At 70.0% G+C, this 16,252-nt stretch carries 15 protein-coding genes; 12 read left to right on the forward strand and 3 right to left on the reverse strand.

The genetic code is table 11. From position 1 onward, the window contains the following. The first annotated feature begins 90 nt into the window (after nucleotides 1–90). The 12 genes from M8R19_RS20155 (at nucleotide 91) to M8R19_RS20210 (ending at nucleotide 10,646) form a co-directional block, all read left to right on the forward strand. On the forward strand, nucleotides 91–1,422 hold the full coding sequence (locus M8R19_RS20155) for an OprD family porin (RefSeq protein WP_116425900.1): 1,332 nt from the start codon (nucleotides 91–93) through the stop codon (nucleotides 1,420–1,422). Nucleotides 1,423–2,884: 1,462 nt separating this feature from the next. Then, nucleotides 2,885–3,232: a hypothetical protein gene (locus M8R19_RS20160; protein ID WP_249918719.1), complete on the forward strand. Its 348-nt coding sequence runs from the start codon at nucleotides 2,885–2,887 to the stop codon at nucleotides 3,230–3,232. Continuing rightward, nucleotides 3,219–3,932: a ferritin-like domain-containing protein gene (locus tag M8R19_RS20165; RefSeq protein WP_074981238.1), complete on the forward strand. Its 714-nt coding sequence runs from the start codon at nucleotides 3,219–3,221 to the stop codon at nucleotides 3,930–3,932. Before M8R19_RS20160 ends, M8R19_RS20165 begins: the two co-directional genes overlap by 14 nt. 2 nt (nucleotides 3,933–3,934) lie before the next feature. After that, nucleotides 3,935–4,180, forward strand: a complete 246-nt coding sequence (locus M8R19_RS20170) for a hypothetical protein (RefSeq protein ID WP_249918720.1) — start codon at nucleotides 3,935–3,937, stop codon at nucleotides 4,178–4,180. After that, complete coding sequence (locus M8R19_RS20175) at nucleotides 4,177–4,476, forward strand: hypothetical protein (protein WP_249918721.1); 300 nt, start codon at nucleotides 4,177–4,179, stop codon at nucleotides 4,474–4,476. Before M8R19_RS20170 ends, M8R19_RS20175 begins: the two co-directional genes overlap by 4 nt. 2 nt (nucleotides 4,477–4,478) lie before the next feature. Further along, nucleotides 4,479–4,919, forward strand: a complete 441-nt coding sequence (locus M8R19_RS20180; RefSeq protein WP_074981244.1) for a YtxH domain-containing protein — start codon at nucleotides 4,479–4,481, stop codon at nucleotides 4,917–4,919. Further along, entirely contained in the window at nucleotides 4,919–7,039 is a 2,121-nt protein-coding gene (locus M8R19_RS20185; protein WP_249918722.1) for a heavy metal translocating P-type ATPase, read from the forward strand. Before M8R19_RS20180 ends, M8R19_RS20185 begins: the two co-directional genes overlap by 1 nt. Then, nucleotides 7,036–7,269, forward strand: a complete 234-nt coding sequence (locus M8R19_RS20190; RefSeq protein WP_249918723.1) for a FeoA family protein — start codon at nucleotides 7,036–7,038, stop codon at nucleotides 7,267–7,269. The genes M8R19_RS20185 and M8R19_RS20190 overlap by 4 nt, the downstream gene beginning before the upstream one ends. 21 nt (nucleotides 7,270–7,290) lie before the next feature. Then, on the forward strand, nucleotides 7,291–7,524 hold the full coding sequence (locus M8R19_RS20195) for a FeoA family protein (RefSeq protein WP_249918724.1): 234 nt from the start codon (nucleotides 7,291–7,293) through the stop codon (nucleotides 7,522–7,524). Next, nucleotides 7,521–9,848 carry a Fe(2+) transporter permease subunit FeoB gene (gene feoB / locus M8R19_RS20200; protein WP_249918725.1) on the forward strand — a complete coding sequence of 776 codons (2,328 nt, stop codon included), beginning with the start codon at nucleotides 7,521–7,523 and terminating at the stop codon, nucleotides 9,846–9,848. Before M8R19_RS20195 ends, feoB begins: the two co-directional genes overlap by 4 nt. Then, nucleotides 9,845–10,090: a FeoC-like transcriptional regulator gene (locus M8R19_RS20205; protein WP_249918726.1), complete on the forward strand. Its 246-nt coding sequence runs from the start codon at nucleotides 9,845–9,847 to the stop codon at nucleotides 10,088–10,090. The genes feoB and M8R19_RS20205 overlap by 4 nt, the downstream gene beginning before the upstream one ends. A 19-nt stretch (nucleotides 10,091–10,109) precedes the next feature. Continuing rightward, entirely contained in the window at nucleotides 10,110–10,646 is a 537-nt protein-coding gene (locus M8R19_RS20210) for a hypothetical protein (RefSeq protein ID WP_249918727.1), read from the forward strand. 4 nt (nucleotides 10,647–10,650) lie between these two features. Here M8R19_RS20210 and M8R19_RS20215 read toward each other — a convergent pair whose 3' ends face one another. The 3 genes from M8R19_RS20215 to M8R19_RS20225 all read right to left on the reverse strand — a co-directional run bounded on the left by M8R19_RS20215 (nucleotide 10,651) and on the right by M8R19_RS20225 (nucleotide 16,197). Continuing rightward, a complete protein-coding gene (locus M8R19_RS20215; RefSeq protein WP_074981259.1) occupies nucleotides 10,651–11,082 on the reverse strand; it encodes an HMA2 domain-containing protein in 432 nt (143 codons plus the stop codon). A 154-nt stretch (nucleotides 11,083–11,236) separates the two neighbouring features. Continuing rightward, on the reverse strand, nucleotides 11,237–14,509 hold the full coding sequence (locus M8R19_RS20220; protein ID WP_249918728.1) for a carboxyl transferase domain-containing protein: 3,273 nt from the start codon (nucleotides 14,507–14,509) through the stop codon (nucleotides 11,237–11,239). Then, the gene (locus M8R19_RS20225; RefSeq protein WP_249918729.1) at nucleotides 14,506–16,197 is read right to left on the reverse strand and encodes an AMP-binding protein; all 1,692 of its coding nucleotides are present in this window, start codon (nucleotides 16,195–16,197) and stop codon (nucleotides 14,506–14,508) included. The genes M8R19_RS20220 and M8R19_RS20225 overlap by 4 nt, the downstream gene beginning before the upstream one ends. Between the last annotated feature and the right edge of the window lie 55 nt (nucleotides 16,198–16,252).

Below are 16,252 nucleotides of genomic sequence, written 5' to 3' on the forward strand. Positions count from 1 at the left end.
CGCATGGCCGAACATTTGTGCCTGCCTACAAGAAAAGTCGGCCATCACGCTTACCACTGGCCGGCACTCCAAGACTCAAGGGGCAACTCCATGAAGCACCTCAAACGCAGCATGCTCGTGCTCGCCGTTTCCACCGCCGCCATGCAACTGGCCCAGGCCGAACCCTTCGTCAGCGACCAGGCCGACGCCAAGGGCTTCCTCGAGGACAGCCACCTCGACCTGCTGCTGCGCAACTTCTACTACAACCACGACGGCAAGAACGGCGCCGGCGACCAGCGCGACTGGACCCAGGGCATCTTCGCCACCTACAGCTCCGGCTACACCCAGGGCACCGTCGGCTTCGGCGTCGACGCCTTCGGCTACCTGGGCATCAAGCTCGACGGCGGCTCCGGCACCGCCGGCACCGGCAACCTCCCGGTGGACCGCCACGGCAACCCCGAGGACGACTACGGCAAGGCCGGCGGCGCGCTGAAGGTGCGCATCTCCAAGACCGAGTTGAAGTTCGGCGACATGCAGCCCACCGCCCCGGTCTTCGCCGCCGGCGGCACCCGCCTGATGCCGCAGACCGCCAAGGGCTTCGCGCTGATGAGCAGCGAGCTGCAGGGCCTGGACCTGGAAGCCGGCCACTACACCGCCGCCACCAGCCCGGTGACCACCAGCCACACCGGCGGCATCTGGGCCACCTACGCCAACGTCGAGGCCGACAGCGCCGACTTCGTCGGCGGCCGCTACGCCATCACCCCGGACCTGAGCGTGTCGCTCTACGCCGCCGAGCTGGAAGACATCTGGCGCCAGTACTACGGCAACGCCAACTACACCCTGGCGCTGGGCGGCGACCAGTCGCTGGGCTTCGACTTCAACATCTACCGCACCAACGACTACGGCCAGGCCAAGGCCGGGCGCATCGACAACACCGCCTGGTCGTTCGCCACCGCCTACTCCTTCCTGCAGGCGCACACCCTGACCCTGGCCTTCCAGAAGGTGCAGGGCGACACCCCGTTCGACTACGTGGGCTTCGGCGACAACGGCGCGGGCGCCGCCGGCGACTCGATCTTCCTGGCCAACTCGGTGCAGTACTCCGACTTCAACGGCCCGGGCGAGCGCAGCTGGCAAGCCCGCTACGACCTGGCGATGGACACCTACGGCGTGCCCGGCCTGAGCTTCATGGCCCGCTACATCAACGGCACCAACATCAACGGCGAGCACATGGCCGCCGACAGCCCGTACCGCGGCTACGGCTATGGCAGCGACGGCAGCCACCACGAAACCGACGTGGAAGCCAAGTACGTGGTCCAGTCCGGCCCGGCCAAGGACCTGTCCTTCCGTGTGCGCCAGGCCTTCCACCGCGGCAACGCCGACCAGGCCGAGGCCGACAACAACGAACTGCGGCTGATCGTCGACTATCCGCTGTCGATCCTCTGATGCGCCGCTCTCTTGGGGAAGTTGCCGCGCGATGATCGCAGCTTCCCCAAGAGTTCCCCGCAGATTGTTACGTTTTCGCTGAAGGTGTTTCCCAGGACAGGGAATTTATCTGAGGCCGGCTGGTCGTTAACGTATTACCCATCCGATTCGGCCCGCTGCGTAGCGGTTATTCCCGAATCCCTGCTCCTGACGTTGATTAAATCGTGATTGCTCAATTCAACGTCCTTCCAGCCGCTCCGCCAGGGGCGGCTTTTTTTTGCTGGTGGGTTTGTGTGGGGATGGGGAGGGGGCTGTTTTCTGGGCTCTCGCGTTTGCGGGAGTGACCTTGGAAACACGGATCCTGATCCCGGCATTCCCGCGAACGCGGGACGCGGCTCCATCGCGAACAGCGCTTGCGCTGGCCCGAAGGGGAATAACCCAGTTGCCTTGGCTTGGGTGTTTCTGCGCCGCACCGAGTCTGCCCGACCGTCTTGTTTCGCCCCCTCGGGCGAGTCCCTTTTGTCAAACGGTGGAAGGCCACCCCCGCAAAAAGGAACCAAAAAGGCTTGCCCCGACATACGGGCCCGATGGAGCCGGGCTACCCTCACGAACTCCCCCGCCACGGAGGCCCGCCCCGAGGGTACGTCCCTGTAGCCCACGGGGCTCTCGCGACATCCATGTCGCATGACCTCCTGAGCGGGGGTTTCGCTCGGCCTTCTGAAGGGGCGTTTCGGTGCGCTCGGTTGTTTCTCTGGAAGTCCAAGAGCAAACGCGCTTTTGCTTTTGCTTTTCGTAGGAGCGAGCTTGCTCGCGAACCCCGCAGTCACTGGGTTATTCCCCTTCGGGCCAGCGCAAGCGCTGTTCGCGATGGAGCCGCGTCCCGCGTTCGCGGGAATGACGGGGTGGGGTTAGGCGTTTTCAGGATGACTCAGGATTCTCCCTTCGCTCAGGACAGCTCCCTCTCCCGCTTGCGGGAGAGGGTTGGGGAGAGGGCGCTCTTCCCCCTAACACCCAAAGCCCCCGGCCCCCCGTTCGCGAGCAAGCTCGCTCCTACGAAGAGCGCCTCGGCGCGGCCTGCAAGACAGACCACCCATGTCATTGCCATTGTAGGAGCGGGCCCTGCCCGCGAATCGCGCGCAGGGCCCGCTCCTACAGGTAGGCATCGAGACCCCTGGGACGCACGGATGTAGGAGCGGACTCCGTCTGCGATTGGATTCCCCGACCACGCCGGCCGCCCCGGTGGCACGGATAGTCCCCGCCCGGCTTTCGCTCCCACCCCGCCTTACATCCGAAATCCCCGCCACCCAACGTGCTTATTTGATCGCCGTCAATTGCGAATCATTTGCGTAGAACTAGCGTGAGCCACGAGGGCCGGCGAATTCGAAGAATCATCGAATTGTCGATCAGCCCCTTCCGAATCGTTTGAGAGTGATCTCCGACTGTCTTCGGGAATTTTCGAGCCGCCTTTGAGGGAGGTATCGGGATGGTCGGATTCGAAACGCTCCTCGCGCTCTTGCCGAAGGTTCGCGTGGTTCATCACATTCCCGGGCGCATCCGCCTGAAGCTGGTGGACCTGGAGTTGCCTTCCGCCGCCCGCCTGCCGGAGCGTGGCGCCTTGCGCAAGGTCGATGACATTGCCGCGCGCATTCCCGGCGTGCGTTCGCTGCGGCTCAACCCGCTGGCGCGTTCCTGTGCCGTGGAGTACGACCCGCGGATCATTCCCGAGCAGGCCTGGGGCGATCTGCTTGCCGGTACCCGCTCGCCGGCGGCCCGCATCCTGGAAGAGATCCTGCTCGACAGCTACCGGGAGATCGTCGATGCGCAACTATGACGAGCCGATCCTGCGCGGGCGCCAGCTGCAACCCGCCGCGCCCTTCCCGATCCTGCACCAGGCGGTGCGCATCGCCCTGTACGACGAATACGCCGCGCGCAGTTTCTACGCCCGGGTGGTGGAGGCGTTCGGCGAGCGGCCGCCGTTCCCCGCCGTGCTGCGCGACCAGGAGCGGCACATCCAGACGCTGTCGGCTCTGGCCGCGCGGTTCGGCATTCCCCGGCCGCTGGACCCCTTCCCGGCGGAGACCGCCATCGAGCCGACCTGGCTGGCCAACTGCATGCGTGCGGTGGTGGGCGAGAGCGCCAACGTCCGCCTCTACGACTACCTGCTGGCCCACGTGCGCCAGCCCGAGGTGCGCCGGGTGTTCCTCGACCTGCAGGCCGCCGCTTCCGCTAACCACCTGGCGGCGTTCCGCGAGGCGGCCATCGACGCCTTCGACCAGGAGCGCTACCACGCCGGCAAGGGCGTTCCGCCGCAGGAGGCCTACGCCAGCCATGGCCCGATTTCCGATTTCACCGAATACCTGATCGCCCACCTCAGCGGCCAGGGCGGCCTGCTGGGCCTGGCCGGGCCGTTGCTGCGGCGCGTCAATCCGGTGCTGCTGGCTGGCGTGGCCGTCGGTGGCGGCGGTGTCTACCTGTGGAAACACCAGCGCGCAAATCCTGCACACCCTGCACACCCTGAAGAGGAGAACTGACCATGCAGCCACTGATTCCCTTCGCCGCCGGGGTGGTGGCCGGGGCCGTCGCCCTGCGCCTGATCCGCCGCGGCAAGGCGGCGAGAACCGCCGAAGAACCGCCAGCGGCCGAACCGGCGCCGGTGCCCGTCGTGGTGCCCAAGGCCGCGCGCCGGCCCGCCGCGAACAAGGCCGCGGCGGCGAAGAAACCCGCCGCCCGCCCACGCAAGGCCACCCGGCCTGCGCCCGCCACGGAGCCGGGGGCATGAAAGCCTATCCGGTGGTGCGCGGGGCGGGGTGGGATGACGCCAACTTCGCCAAGGGCTTCGTCGCCAGCGCCTGCCTGTCCGCCTTCCAGGATGCGAGCGGGCAGCCCGACCTGCGGCGGGTGGCGCGCCATGCCCTGCAGGGCGGCACCGCGCTGTGCGCCGGCACCCTCGCGGCGCGGGCGCTGCAGCGGCAGGAATACGCACGGGCGCTGTTCGCCGGCATGGCCGGGGCGGTGGGTGTGATGCTTGTGGAACGTTGGCTACGCGACGGGGCACGGCCCTGTCAGGAGAACTGAGCATGGCTAAGAAGGGCAAGCGGCGGCACCACGCCGCCGGATATGGCTACGGGGAAGAGGCTTACGCCGGCAACGCTTACGGCGGCTACGGCTATGCGCCGCAGAACCCGCCCGGCTGGCAGATGCCGCCGCCGCAGATGATGGGCGGCGCGCCGGGCATGCAGGAGGCGGCCGGGCTGTTCGGCCTGGCCGGCGGGATGGACGCCGGCATCCTCCAGGGGCTGCCGACCTTCCTGCGTTCGCGGCACACCGAGCAGTTCCTCCTCGGCCTGCTGGTCGGCGGCGCGGCGGCCTGGGTGATGAGCGACGAGGAACTGCGCGGCAAGCTGATGAAGTCCGTGGTGAAGCTCTACGCCAACCTGGCCGGCGGCCTGGAGGAGTTCAAGGAGCAGATGGCCGACCTCAAGGCCGAGATGGGCGCGCAGCAAAGCGGTGACAAGTGATGCCGGGGCCCTGGTTCGCCAGCCTCGACCTGGTGCACGGCAGCGCCGGGCGGGCGCGTTATCGCTACCGCTGCCAGGCGGGTCGGCGCGGCGAACTGCACCGCATCGAGTGGGCCGTCGAGTCCCTGCGCGGGGTGCGCAAGGTGCGCGTCAACCCGGCGATCCAGGCCCTGGTCGTCGAGTATGAACGCGCGCTGACCGACGCCGAGCGCCTGCGCCAGGACATCCTCGCCCTGGAGTACCCGGACCTGCCGCTGGCCGCGGGGCGGGCCGGCGGCCATGGCGACGAATCGCCGGCCGGGGTGCTGACCACCGGCGCGGCGCTGCTGGCCGACCGCCGCCTGCAACCGGAACTGCAGGGCCCGCTGTCCATGGCGGTGTCGCTGCCGCTGTTCGGCAAGGCCCTGGCGGAACTGGTGCAGCGGGGCATCACCTCCCACGTGCTGGAGGCGCTGGCGGTGGCCATCTCCATCGGCCGCCAGGACTTCCTCACCGCCAACATCACCACCTTCCTGCTGGCGCTGGGCGATTACCTGGAGCGCTCCATCGAGCGCCATTCGGACAACCTGCTCAAGAGCCTGCTGCGCCCGGCCAGCAACGAAGTCTGGGTGGAGCGTGACGGCGTCGAGCAACTGATCGATGCCCGCGAAGTGGCCTTCGGCGACACGGTGATCGCCGCCACCGGCACGGTGATCCCGGTCGACGGCACGGTGCTGGGCGGCGAGGCGCTGGTCAACCAGGCGACCATGACCGGCGAGAGCGTGCCGGTGGTGCGCCACCGCGGCGACATCGTGCTCTCGGGCACGCTGGTGGAGGAGGGGCGCCTGCGCATCTACGCGGAAAAGGTCGGCCGCCACGCCGCCGCGGCGCGCATTGCCAGCTTCGTCGAGCAATCCCTGGCGGTGAAGAGCGCCACCCAGCTGGAAGCCTCGCGCCTGGCCGACCGCCTGGTGCCCATGGTGCTCGGCCTGGCCGGTGGCACCTGGCTGCTGTCGGGCAGCCTGCAGCGCGCCTCGGCGGTGCTCCAGGCCGACTATTCCTGCGCCCTCAAGCTGGCCACGCCGGTGGCGTTCAAGGCCTCCATGTACCAGGCCGGCCGCCACGGCGTGCTGGTCAAGGGCGCCAATGCCCTGGAGCGCCTGGCCGAGGCGGACACCTTCGTCTTCGACAAGACCGGCACCCTGACCACCGGCGCCCTGCGCGTCACCGACTCGCTGGTGTGCAGCGCCGGCTACAGCGCCGAGGACGTGATCAACATCGCCGCCTCGGTGGAAGAACACTACTACCACCCCATGGCCATGGCGGTGGTCGAGGCGGCCAGCCACCTGCCGCACCGGCAGCACTTCAACCACGGCGAGGTGGAGTTCATCGTCGCCCACGGCGTGGCCAGCGTCATCGACGGCAAGCGCATCGTGGTCGGCTCGCGGCACTTCGTCGAGGAGGACGAGGGCATCTCCACCGCCGCTTACGCGCAGGACATCGAGCGCCTGCGCCGGGCAGGCAAGACGCTGCTGTACATCGGCTACGGCGGCGAGCTGCTCGGCGTGCTGGGCATGCTCGACAGCGTGCACCCGGACAGCGCCGCGACCATCGCCCGCCTGCGCGAGCTGGGCGCCCGGCGCATCGTCATGCTCACCGGCGACCACCCCGAACGCGCCCAGGCGCTGGCCGAGGAACTGGGCCTGGACGGCTTCCGCGCCGGGCTGCTGCCGGACGAGAAGGCCGAGGCGATCAAGGCGCTGGCCGAGGAGGGCGCGCGCATCGCCTTCGTCGGCGACGGCATCAACGACGCGCCGGCGCTCAGCGGCGCCCACGTCGGCATCTCCATGCGCCAGGGCTCGGACATCGCCCGCCTGGCCTCGGACATCGCCCTGCTGGAAGACGGCATCGCCGGGGTGGCCGACGTGCGGGCCATCGCCATGGCCGCGCGCGACCTGATCAACAGCAACTTCAAGCTCATCGCCGGCCTCAACAGCAGCATCCTCGGCGCCGCCGCGCTGGGCCTGCTGAGCCCGGTCTCGGCCTCGATGCTGCACAACGGCTGCACCATCGGCATTCTCCTGCGCGCCCTGGCCGGCGCCGGGCTGCCGCGCCCGCCGCGCCCGCAGGAGGCCCCATGAGCAGCGAGGCACTGCCGCTGAGCATGGCCGGGGAGAACGTCAAGGTGCGCATCGTCGCGCTGCTCGGCGGGCCGGGCCTGGCCAGGCGGTTGACCGAGATGGGGCTGAACGTCGGCAGCGAGATCACCGTGCGGCAAAGCCAGGGCGGCGGTCTGGTGGTATCCAGGGGCGAGACGCGTTTCGCCCTGGGTGCCGGAGTGGCTCACAGAATCATGGTGTGCCCCGTCTGACGGCGCACCGGGAGGCAGACCATGGCAATGCTGAAAGAACTGGCGGTGGGTGAGCGGGCCAGGGTGACCGGTTTCAACCAGGGCGGCAGCGCCTACCGGCGCAAGCTGCTGTCCATGGGCCTGACCCCCGGCGCCGAACTCTCGGTGACGCGGGTGGCGCCGATGGGCGACCCGGTGGAGATCCGCGTGCGCGGCTTCTCCCTGTCGCTGCGCAAGGCCGAGGCCGATGCGCTGATGGTGGAGCGCCTGCCATGACCGAGCATCGCGTCGTCGCCCTGGTGGGCAACCCCAATTGCGGCAAGACCACGGCGTTCAACGCCCTCACCGGTTCGCGCCAGCGCGTCGGCAACTGGCCGGGGGTGACGGTGGAACGCAAGGTCGGCGAATACCGCTTCGAAGGCGAGCGCTACGAAGTGGTCGACCTGCCCGGCACCTATTCCCTCGACGTGGTCGACCAGGAAGTCTCGCTGGACGAAAAGATCGCCCGCGACTACGTGCACGCCAACGAGGCGAGCCTGGTGGTCAACATCGTCGATGCCTCCAACCTCGAGCGCAACCTCTACCTGACGTTGCAGCTGGCCGAGATGCAGGTGCCGCTGGTGGTGGTGCTGAACATGGTCGACGTGGCCGAGGAAAAGGCCATGCGGGTGGACGCCGGCAAGCTCGCCGAGCGCCTGGGCTGCCCGGTGGTGCCCGTGGTGGCCTCGGAAGGCACCGGCATCGACGAACTCAAGCTGGCGCTGCGCGAGGCCCTGCGCCAGGCCCGCCGGCCGGGCGTGAAGGTGACCTACGACGCCGCCCTGGAACAGGCCATCGGCGAGTTGCTGCCGCAGCTGGCCGAGGCGGGCAGCGGCATGGCGCCGCGCTGGCTGGCGGTACGCCTGCTGGAGGGCGACGACCTGGCCCGCGCCATCGCCGGGCCGCAGGTGACCGGGGAGGCGAACCGGCTGGCCGAGGAACTGGGCGACGACATCGACGTGATGGTGGCGGACGCCCGCTACGGGCTGGCCAACGACATCACCCGCGAGGCCCTGACGCGCCTCGGCCGCACCAGCCGCGACCTGACCGACCGCATCGACCGCGTGGTGCTCAACCGCATGCTGGGCATCCCGATCTTCTTCGCGATGATGTACCTGATGTTCATGTTCACCATCAACATCGGCAGCTCCTTCATCGACCTCTTCGACCAGCTCGGCGCGCTGTTCTTCGTCGACGGCCTGGGCCGCCTGCTCGGCGCGTTCGGCACCCCCGACTGGCTGGTGGCGCTGCTGACCCAGGGCATCGGCGCCGGCGTGCAGACGGTGGCCACCTTCATCCCGGTGATCGGCTTCCTCTTCCTGTTCCTCTCCGTGCTCGAAGACTCGGGCTACATGGCCCGCGCGGCCTTCGTCATGGACCGCTTCATGCGCTGGGTGGGGCTACCCGGCAAGTCCTTCGTGCCGATGATCGTCGGCTTCGGCTGCACCGTCCCGGCGGTGATGGCCACGCGCACCCTGGAACACCGCCGCGACCGCCTGCTGACCATCGCCATGGCGCCGTTCATGTCCTGCGGGGCGCGGCTGCCGGTGTACGTGCTGTTCGCCGCGGCGTTCTTCCCCGAGCACGGGCAGAACGTGGTGTTCGGCCTCTACCTGATCGGCATCGGCGCCGCCGTGCTGACCGGCCTGCTGCTCAAGCACAGCCTGCTGGAAGGCGAGGCCACGCCCTTCATCATGGAGCTGCCGCCGTACCACATCCCCACGCTCAAGGGCGTGCTGCTGCACACCTGGGCGCGGCTCAAGGGCTTCGTGATCAAGGCCGGGCGCATCATCGTGCCCACGGTGCTGGTGCTGAACATGCTGAACTCCACCGGCACCGACGGCAGCTTCGCCAGCGTGGCGCCCGACCACTCGGTGCTGGCCGAGGTGGGCCGGGGCATAGCGCCGGCCTTCAGCCCCATGGGCGTGACCGAGGAGAACTGGCCGGCGGCGGTGGGCATCATCACCGGCATCCTGGCCAAGGAAGCGGTGGTCGGTACGCTCAACGCCACTTACGGCGCGCTGGCCGGGCAGGGGGAAGCGGAGGACGACAAGCCCTTCGACCTGGCCGGCGGCATCGTCGACGCCTTCGCCACCGTGCCGGCCAACCTGGCCGAGGCCTTCGGCCGCTGGACCGACCCGCTCGGCCTGGAGGCCGACCTGGGGGACCAGGACGCGGTCGCCGCCGCCAACGAGGTGTCGAGCAGCATCTTCGGCGCCATGGTCACCCGTTTCGTCAGCGCCTCGGCGGCCTTCGCCTACCTGCTGTTCGTCCTGCTCTATTCGCCCTGCACGGCCGCCATGGCCGCCGTGTACCAGGAGGCCGGCACCCGCTGGATGCTCTTCGTGGTGGGCTGGACCACCGGCCTGGCCTACGGCGTGGCGGTGCTGTTCTACCAACTGGTGAACTGGGCGGAGCACCCGCTGAGTTCGCTGGCCTGGTGCACCGGTGTGCTGCTCGCCTTCGCCGCCGCCTTCGTTTCCCTGCGCATCGCCGGCCAGCGCGCGCCACGGGCGCCGGCCGGCGTGCCGCTCTCGCCATCCGCAGGAGGCTCGCCATGATCCTGTCGCAACTGAGCGACTACCTGAAGCTGCACGGGCGCGTCAGCCTGCACGACATGCAGCACTACCTGGACACCACGCCCGAGGCCCTGGAAGGCATGCTCGCCGTGCTCGAACGCAAGGGCCGGGTGCGCCGCCTGCCGAGCGGCACCTCCTGCGGCGGGGGGACCTGCTGCAAGTGCGACCCGGCCAGCATCGTCGTCTACGAATGGGTCGCCGCGGCCGCGCCCGGCAATGGCTAGCGAGGCCGGGCGCGGGGCCATGAGGCGGCTGCCGGCGCTGCTGGTCATCGGCATCCACCGCGAGGAACTGGCCTTCGGCGAACGCGTCGCCGAAGGCGTGGACCCCACGCAGGCGGACGTGCAGCGCATCCCCGACGGCCTGTCCGGGCGCCACCCGCGGGCGGACCAGCGCTTCCACCACGAGCTCCTGCATGCCGCCCTGTACGAGCAGCTGCTGCCGTTGGCGAGCGGCCGCTACCGGGTGCTGATCGACCTGCACAGCGGCCGCGACCGCGACGGCCCGAGCGTGGACCTCTACTGCGGCCGCCCGCGCTTCTGCCAGGCGCTGGCGGCGGCCCTGGCTCGGGAAGGCCTGGCCGGCCGCGGCATCGAAGTGGTGCCGCTGGACGACTCGGTCGCCACGGTGATCCCCCGGCGCATCTGGGACAACCCGCGCTTCCTCTACGTCGGCATGGAGGTCTACCTGCCCGACGGCGAGCAGGGCGAAGCCGTGGAACTGGCCAGGCGGCTGGTGGGCCTGGTCAGCCAGGAGGCGCAGGCGTTCGAGGGCGGCTGAAGGCTTAGCGCAGGATGTGCCGGCGGTGCGTGCTCAGGTGCACCCCGAGGCAGGCGACGAACACCGCGCCGCAGGCCGCATGGCCGCGCTTGGAGCCCATGCCCACCAGGGCCAGCGAACTGCCCAGCCCGGCGATCATCCCCAGCTTGGCGTAGCGGTTGACACGCATCTTCAGTGGGCGCCGGCCGGCGGCCTGCAGCGGGGCGGCCAGTTCGGCGTCGACCAGCGCGTCGATGCGGCCCTCGAAGTCCACAAGGCTGGCCTGCTCCGCAGCGAAATGCACCAGCAGCGAACCCGACTTGGCGTTGGCCTCGCAGGAAAGCACGCCATCCAGGGCGGCCAGCTTGTCGTGCAGCCTGTGCAGGCGTTCGGCATTGCGCAGCCGGGCGTCCCGGACACGGATGCGGCCGGGCAGGGAGGAAACGATGTTGGTCATGGGGGCGGCGAGCGGCTGATAGGAGTCCGCATCATAGCGATTTGTATTCCGCCGCAGAGTTGCCGGCGGTCGGCTCGAAGTGGCAGGCGCGGGGCGGCTTGCATCGCCGGCACGGAAAAGGCACCGGCGGCGTCGCCCGGTGCCTGTGCCGTCGTTACCAGGTATCGATGAACGACCGCCCGCCGGCGTCCGCGGGCGTGGCACCGGAAGCGGCGTTGAGGCCGCGTAGCAGCCAGGCGCGGGTATCCGCCGGGTCGATTACCGCGTCGATCTCCAGGTAGCTCGCCATGTTCAGCGCCTTGCCGCTCTCGTAGGCCTTGGCCACCAGCTTGTCGAACAGCGCCTGGCGCGCGGCTTCGTCCGGCTGCGCGCTTAGCTCCTTGGCGAAGCCCAGCCGCACCGCGCCCTCCAGGCCCATGGCGCCGAACTCGCCACTGGGCCAGGCGGCGGTGAACAGCGGCGCGTGGAAGCTGCCGGCGGCCATCGCCTGGGCGCCCAGGCCGTAACCCTTGCGCAGCACCACCGTGAAGAAGGGCACGCTGAGGCTGGCGGCGGTGACGAACATGCGCGAGACGTGGCGCACCGTGCCCTGCTTTTCCGCCTCGGGGCCGACCATGAAGCCGGGGGTGTCGCACAGCGAGACGATCGGCAGGCCGCGCGCCTGGCACAGCTGCATGAAGCGCGCGGCCTTGTCGCCGGCCACCGCGTCGATGGCGCCGCCCAGGTGCGCGGGGTTGTTGGCGATCAGGCCGAACGGCTTGCCCTCGATGCGTACCAGCGCGGTGACCAGCCCGGGGGCGAACTGGCGGCGCAGCTCCAGCACGCTGCCCTGGTCGGCGAGCAGTTCGATCACCCGGCGGATGTCGTAGACGCGCAGGCGGTTTTCCGGGATCACATGGCGCAGCTCGCGCGGGTCGGCGCATTGCCAGTCGCCCGTCTCGCCTTGGAAGTACGCCAGGTACTGCTTGGCCACCCGCACCGCCTCGGCCTCGTCCTCCACCAGCACGTCGATCACCCCGTTGGGGCCCTGCACGCTGGTCGGGCCGACCTCTTCCGGCGTGTAGCTGCCCAGGCCGCCGCCCTCGATCATCGCCGGCCCGGCCATGCCGATGCTGGCGTTGCGGGTGGCGATGATCACCTCGCAGCAGCCGAGCAGGGCGGCGTTGCCGGCGAAGCAGCGGCCGGACACGACACCGACGGTCGGCACCCGCCCCGAGAGCTTCGCGAAGCTGACGAAGGTGTGGCAGTCCAGCCCGGCCACGCCGACGAAATCGGTGTCTCCCGGGCGGCCGCCGCCGCCCTCGGCGAACAGCACCACCGGCAGGCGCCATTGCGCTGCCAACGCGAGCAGGCGGTCGGTCTTCTTGTGGTTCATCACGCCCTGGGTGCCGGCGAACACCGTGTAGTCGTAGGCGATGGCCATGCAGCGCGCCGCCTGCTCGCCGAACCGCGCGGCGCCCACGGTGCCGATGCCGGCCACCAGGCCGTCGGCCGGGCTCAGCTCCAGCAGTTCCTCGGTGGAGCGGCGCCGGCGCTGCGCGGCCAGGGCCATGGCGCCGTATTCGCTGAAGCTGCCTTCGTCCAGCAGGTCCGCCAGGTTCTCCCGGGCGGTGCGCTGGCCGGTCCTGCGCCGCTTGGCCACCGCCTCGGGGCGGCGCGCGTCGGCCAGGCGCTCGTGGCGTTCCCTGACCTCGGCCAGGTCGGCCCGGATGTGGGCGAGGTCGACGGCCTGCTCGCTCAGCATCGCGCCGCCCTCGACCTCGGCCGGTTCGAGGAACAGCAGCGGCTGGTCCTCGGCCAGCGCATCGCCCGGGGCTGCCGCCAGCAGGCGGACGATGCCGCCGCTTGTGGCCTTGACCTCGAATTCCATCTTCATCGCCTCCAGCACGGCGACGGTCTGGCCGGCGGCCACGCTGTCGCCCTCCGAGACCGCCAGGGCCACCACCACCCCGGTGCTCGGCGCGTTCAGGGCGATGGTGCCGGGCGGCGCATCGACGTTCTGGCGCCGGGTTTCGGCCACGCTGCCGGCTCCGCTGAAATAGCGGTGCGGGTGGCTTTCGCCGCGCGCGCTGAGCAGTTCGCCCAGGTGGCGCTCGACGAAGCGGGTGTCGACCTGGTTGGCGGCGACCTCCTCGCGTTGCAGCAGGTTCTGCAGCAGGTGCAGGTTGCTCGCCACGCCCTCCAGGCGGAACTCGCACAGCGCGCGGTAGGCGCGGCGCAGGGCACTTGGGTAGTCGCCGGCGCTGGCGATCAGCTTGGCCAGCAGCGAGTCGTAGGCCGGGCTGACTGCATAGCCGGCGTAACCGTAGCCGTCCACCCGCAGGCCGGGGCCGGAGGGCGGCTGGTAGGCGCTCAGTACGCCGGCGGCCGGCCGCGCGCTGCCGTCGGCCTGGAGCGTTTCCAGGTTCAGCCGCAGCTGTATGGCGCAGCCCTGCACGGCGGGCGGCTTGTCCAGATGAAGTTCGCCGAGCGTGGCGCCGGCGGCCAGGCGCAGTTGGGCATGCAACAGGTCGACGCCGGTGACCTGCTCGGTGACCGTGTGCTCCACCTGGATTCGCGGGTTGGCCTCCATGAAGTAGAAGCGCCCGTCGGCCACCAGGAATTCGAAGGTGCCCAGGCCGCGGTAGTTCACCGCGCCGGCCAGGCGCAGGGCGCAGGCGATGATGGCCTCGCGCAGGCCCGCGTCCAGGCCGGGGCTGGGGGCGATTTCCACCAGCTTCTGGTGGCGGCGCTGCAGGCTGCAGTCGCGCTCCCACAGGTGGCTGACGGCGCCCGTGCCGTCGCCGAGCACCTGAATCTCGATGTGCCGGGCCTGCTCCAGCAACTGCTCCACATACAACGCGCCATTGCCGAAGGCGGCCTGCGCCTCGGACTGGCAGCGGGCATAGGCCTCGGCCAATTCCGCCGGCTCGCGCACGGCGCGCATCCCCCGGCCGCCACCGCCGGCCAGGGCCTTGAGCATCACCGCGCCGTGTTGCGCGGCAAACGCCTGCGCCTCGGCCAGGTCGATGGCGTGGTTCAGGCCGGCCACCAGCGGGGCGCCGCAGCGCTCGGCCAGGGCGCGGGCGGCGGCCTTGTCGCCGAACAGCTCCAGCACCTCGGCCGCCGGCCCGACGAAGGTCAGCCCGGCGGCCTGGCAGCGGCGGGCGAACCCGGGGTTCTCGGCGAGGAAGCCGTAGCCCGGGTGCACCGCGTCGCAGCCCTGCTCGCGGGCGATGGCGATCAGCTGGTCCATGTCCAGGTAGGCGGGCACGCCGCGCCCCTTGAGCGGCACGGCCTGGTCGGCCTTGCGCGTGTGCAGGCTGGCGGCGTCGTCCTCGGCGAACACCGCGACGCTGCGGATGCCCAGGTCGGCGCAGGCCTGGGCGATGCGGATGGCGATTTCGCCGCGGTTGGCGATCAGCAGCTTGGCGAAGGGCGGGGTCACAGCAGAGGCTCCAGTTCGTTCTTCTTGATCTTGCCGGTGGCGGTCATCGGCAGGCTTGCGACCACGCGGACCTCCGGCACCTTGTAGACGGCCATGGCCTCGCGGCACCAGGCGAGCAGGCTCTCGGCGCTTTCGCCGGCGCCCGGCTTGAGCACCACGAAGGCCACCGGCTGCTGGCCGCGGCGCTCGTCGGGGCGGGCGAGCACCGCGCTGGCGAGGACCGCCGGGTGCTGGCCGAGCAGCGCCTCCAGCTCGCTGGGGAACACGCTCATGCCGTTCACCTTGATCATCTCCTTGCGCCGGCCGAGGTAGCGGATGAAGCCCCGCTCGGTGATCTGGCCGAGGTCGCCGGTGTGCAGCCAGCCGTCGCGCAGCACCTCGGCGCTGGCCTCGGGGCGGTTCCAGTAGCCCTTGAGCAGTGACGGGCTGCGGATGCACAGCTCGCCTTCCGCGCCCAGGGGCAGCAGCTCCCCGGTTTCGAAATCGCAGACCTTGAAGTCGGTGCCCGGCACCGGCAGGCCGACGAAGGTCGGCGCGCTGTTGAGGTCGAAATCGTCCTGCTGGAAGCCGACGATGAAGGTGTCGCAGGTGTGGGTTTCGGTCATGCCGAAGCTGGTTTCCACCAGCGTGGTGCCGGTCAGCTCGCGCCAGCGCCGGCGGTAGCTGGGCGTCAGCTTCTTGATGAAGGAAATGGCGCCCGACACCCGCAGCGAGGAGAAGTCGAATTCGCCGACCTGCGGGTGCTCCAGCACCTCGGCGGCGCTATCGACCAGCAGGGTGCAGTGGCTGACGCGGTAGCGCTGCACGGCGGCCATGAAGGCCTCGGCGTCCCAGCGCGCCAGCAGCACCAGGCGGCAGCCGGCGAACACCGGGAACAGCAGGCCGCCGTTCTCTCCGGCGATCCAGAATTCCGGCAGGAAGTTCAGCAAGACGCTGTCCTGCTCCAGTCGGTTCGCCACCGACAGGTAGCTGGCGCAGGTGTAGAGCATGTCGCCATGGGTATGCACGCAGCCCTTGGGCAGGCCGGTGGTGCCGCCGGTGTAGTTGAGCGCCGCCACCTCGTCGAGCCGCGCCTGGTGCTGCGGCACCGGCCCCCGGCAGGCCTCCAGGGCCGGGAGGAAGTCGATGAAGTCGTCCCCGGCCAGTTTCGGCGCCAGCAGCATGTCGGGCGGCGGCAGGCTCGGCGTGGCCGGGCACAGCTCGCTGAGGCTGGTGGCCAGCAGTCGGCGCAACGGCGTTTCACCGCGCACCTGGCGCACGATCGGCAGCAACTGGTCGAAGCACAGCAGGGTTTCGGCGCCGCTGTCGTTGAGCTGGTAGCCCAGCTCCAGCGCCTTCGACAACGGGCTGACCGGCACGTACACCGCCCCCGCGCGCAGGATGCCGTAGAAGGCGATGTGCAGCTGCGGACAGTTGGGCAGGAACACGGCGACGCGCTCGCCGGGGCGCACGCCCAGCTCGGCCAGCAACGCGGCGCAGCGGTCGGCCAGGCGGTCCAGCTCGGCCCAGGCCAGGCTGTGGCCATAGAAGTCCAGTGCGGGCGCCTCCGGCTTCAGGCGCGCCCAGGTGCGCAGGTATTCGCCAAGCGGCTGCTGCCCGTGCGGGTAATGCGGCTCACGCGGCGTGCCGGCTGGCCAGGCGGCGGCCTGGAGGCGATGCAGCGCCTGGAGGTAACGGGCTTCGTTCATGGCGGGCACTCTTGTCGTTCTTGTTGCGCTGCATCTTAAAAAGCCGGGGAGAGCG

Source organism: Pseudomonas sp. R3.Fl, assembly GCF_023516765.1.
GTDB classification, from domain to species: Bacteria; Pseudomonadota; Gammaproteobacteria; order Pseudomonadales; family Pseudomonadaceae; genus Pseudomonas; species Pseudomonas citronellolis.

Coding starts and splice junctions, on each gene's coding strand:
- M8R19_RS20155 (WP_116425900.1), top strand. CDS start 91: ATGAAGCACCTCAAACGCAGCATGCTCGTGCTCGCCGTTTCCACCGCC.
- M8R19_RS20160 (WP_249918719.1), top strand. CDS start 2,885: ATGGTCGGATTCGAAACGCTCCTCGCGCTCTTGCCGAAGGTTCGCGTG.
- M8R19_RS20165 (WP_074981238.1), top strand. CDS start 3,219: ATGCGCAACTATGACGAGCCGATCCTGCGCGGGCGCCAGCTGCAACCC.
- M8R19_RS20170 (WP_249918720.1), top strand. CDS start 3,935: ATGCAGCCACTGATTCCCTTCGCCGCCGGGGTGGTGGCCGGGGCCGTC.
- M8R19_RS20175 (WP_249918721.1), top strand. CDS start 4,177: ATGAAAGCCTATCCGGTGGTGCGCGGGGCGGGGTGGGATGACGCCAAC.
- M8R19_RS20180 (WP_074981244.1), top strand. CDS start 4,479: ATGGCTAAGAAGGGCAAGCGGCGGCACCACGCCGCCGGATATGGCTAC.
- M8R19_RS20185 (WP_249918722.1), top strand. CDS start 4,919: ATGCCGGGGCCCTGGTTCGCCAGCCTCGACCTGGTGCACGGCAGCGCC.
- M8R19_RS20190 (WP_249918723.1), top strand. CDS start 7,036: ATGAGCAGCGAGGCACTGCCGCTGAGCATGGCCGGGGAGAACGTCAAG.
- M8R19_RS20195 (WP_249918724.1), top strand. CDS start 7,291: ATGGCAATGCTGAAAGAACTGGCGGTGGGTGAGCGGGCCAGGGTGACC.
- feoB (WP_249918725.1), top strand. CDS start 7,521: ATGACCGAGCATCGCGTCGTCGCCCTGGTGGGCAACCCCAATTGCGGC.
- M8R19_RS20205 (WP_249918726.1), top strand. CDS start 9,845: ATGATCCTGTCGCAACTGAGCGACTACCTGAAGCTGCACGGGCGCGTC.
- M8R19_RS20210 (WP_249918727.1), top strand. CDS start 10,110: ATGAGGCGGCTGCCGGCGCTGCTGGTCATCGGCATCCACCGCGAGGAA.
- M8R19_RS20215 (WP_074981259.1), bottom strand. CDS start 11,082: ATGACCAACATCGTTTCCTCCCTGCCCGGCCGCATCCGTGTCCGGGAC.
- M8R19_RS20225 (WP_249918729.1), bottom strand. CDS start 16,197: ATGAACGAAGCCCGTTACCTCCAGGCGCTGCATCGCCTCCAGGCCGCC.